Here is a 1,782-nt window from a genome sequence, read left to right as displayed (position 1 = left end):
AAGGTCAACAGAACCGCCGCACTTGAGGAGTGGCGTCAGCTCGGCGCGACCTGATATCCGGCGCTCGCCGGCAAACTAAGACGAGTTCGCATTCGTCTGACACCACCTTCATGCCAACGTCGTGATTACCCATTTCCGCACATGGCTAGCCCCCAACGCGCCCCGCTCAGCGCCCAATCTCGGAAACTTCCTGAAGGAATTCCTTCTCGGTGATAATCCCGAGATCGCGAGCGCGCTGCAGATCCGAGCGCTGCTGCTCGGGTGAGACCATCACGTTGTTGATCGTCGTCTTTTCGCTTCCGCCACAGCCCGCGACAGCGGCAGCGACGATCAGGTGGATCATTCGCTTCACGCCTCCCCCCCTACTCATCAAGGATCCGCTTGCGCTCACGCTCGTACTCATCCTGCGTGATCGCACCGGCGTCGAAAGCGGACTTCAGATCGATCAACTGCTGTCCCTTAGAGACGGTCGTGTTAGTGACGGCGGTCTCTGACTTGGCTCCCCCACCACCGCACGCCGCCACCACCATCGGGAACATCAGGACAAGGCCGATGCCCACCACCCGAAAAAATCGCATGAATCTCTCCCTAGATTGGACGTAACGCTCTGAGAGAAAGTACAAATAAATCGTCGTGGCGCAAGAAAGATCCGCCGCCACTGGGGGGGGAGGGGGGGGCACGCGATCGTGGCTGAAAATACGCACACAACGGTGCAGCGCCGCGTCAAATGTATTGGCATGTTAACCCGGTTCTCGCAGAAGGACGTCCGGTCGCCTTTGGAGTTCAGGCGACCAGCGCTGCCTGAAAGCCGAAAGTAACCGGGTCCCCCTGCACGAGAACGCCGTTAACTTGCCAGCGCCGCTATGGATACGGTTTGTCCACACTGCCTAGAAGGCCCGACCTTCGCGGCAGGATCGGCCAAGCGCCGCGCTGCGAACCTGCGGAGAACGCCTTCAGCCCTTGCGGGCGTGCCAGGCGAGGTAGCCGAGCGCGAGCCCCTCACCGAGCAACTGGAACCCGATCAGAAGCCCGAGCACGACCACGCTCAGCACCGGATTCGCGATCAGGAAGAGCGACAGGAGGATGCCGAGCATGCCGCTCGCCAGCACGAAGCCCCAGTTCGGAAGCGGGCGGATCGTCAGCGAGAACACCACGCGCGCCATCCCCTGGACCATCAGGAAGACGATCAGCAGGAGGCCGAGCGTCTCGATCCCGGCTGCCGGGTCGCGTAGGAAGAGAAAGCCGATAATCATCGCCAAGATGACCGAGACGAGCTGCAACCAGAAATGCGGCACCTTGTCGGCCCCGATCAGCCCCATGAGTTGCACCGCGCCCACGGCCACCAGCGTCCAGCCGAGGAAGACGACCAGAAAGGTCGACGCCACAAGCGGCGCGAGGATCGCCGCGACGCCAGCGATTACCATCAGCGCCGCCTGGATGAGATACCAAGTGGAATTGCGCCGGATCGTCTCGCGCATGGCAGCACGCATCGCGGCGGCGGCCTCGTCGAGACTCAGCATAACAGGATCCTTCTCCGACATCGGCCGCCGTCCTATTGCTATCGCTCCCGCAGGCTCTGTCATAGCAAACTGTGTCGAGGCGCGGTAGCCGCCTCCCTACGCTCGCGGCATGCCGCCGACTTCAACTGGCAAGCTGATCGTGCGTGCGTCCATGTTTCCTATTATCTGGAGCCAGTGGTCGAGATGGTTCTGTCAGGGCAATCCCGCTTGAGGCGGGATGCCGCCCTCCCTACCCTCGCAGCATGAGCAGACGCAGCCCTTT

The 1,782-nt window shown here is 61.9% G+C and carries 3 protein-coding genes; all 3 read right to left on the bottom strand.

The annotated features are described in order from the left end of the window. Positions 1-166: 166 nt before the first annotated feature. Positions 167-343, bottom strand: coding sequence for a hypothetical protein (locus tag M1105_RS20505; RefSeq protein ID WP_249582231.1), 177 nt, complete (start codon positions 341-343; stop codon positions 167-169). 19 nt (positions 344-362) lie between these two features. After that, positions 363-578, bottom strand: a complete 216-nt coding sequence (locus tag M1105_RS20500; RefSeq protein ID WP_249582230.1) for an SHOCT domain-containing protein — start codon at positions 576-578, stop codon at positions 363-365. 375 nt (positions 579-953) lie between these two features. Then, positions 954-1,520 carry an HdeD family acid-resistance protein gene (locus M1105_RS20495; RefSeq protein ID WP_249582229.1) on the bottom strand — a complete coding sequence of 189 codons (567 nt, stop codon included), beginning with the start codon at positions 1,518-1,520 and terminating at the stop codon, positions 954-956. Positions 1,521-1,782: the final 262 nt, after the last annotated feature.

It is taken from the genome of Thermohalobaculum sediminis (assembly GCF_023487995.1).
GTDB classification, from domain to species: Bacteria; Pseudomonadota; Alphaproteobacteria; order Rhodobacterales; family Rhodobacteraceae; genus Thermohalobaculum; species Thermohalobaculum sediminis.
This window is presented reverse-complemented; position numbering and strand designations above follow the sequence as displayed.

What these genes read in the sequence shown, in the direction of transcription:
- M1105_RS20505 (WP_249582231.1), bottom strand. Translation starts at nt 343, where the DNA reads ATGATCCACCTGATCGTCGCTGCCGCTGTCGCGGGCTGTGGCGGAAGC.
- M1105_RS20495 (WP_249582229.1), bottom strand. Translation starts at nt 1,520, where the DNA reads ATGCTGAGTCTCGACGAGGCCGCCGCCGCGATGCGTGCTGCCATGCGC.
- M1105_RS20500 (WP_249582230.1), bottom strand. Translation starts at nt 578, where the DNA reads ATGCGATTTTTTCGGGTGGTGGGCATCGGCCTTGTCCTGATGTTCCCG.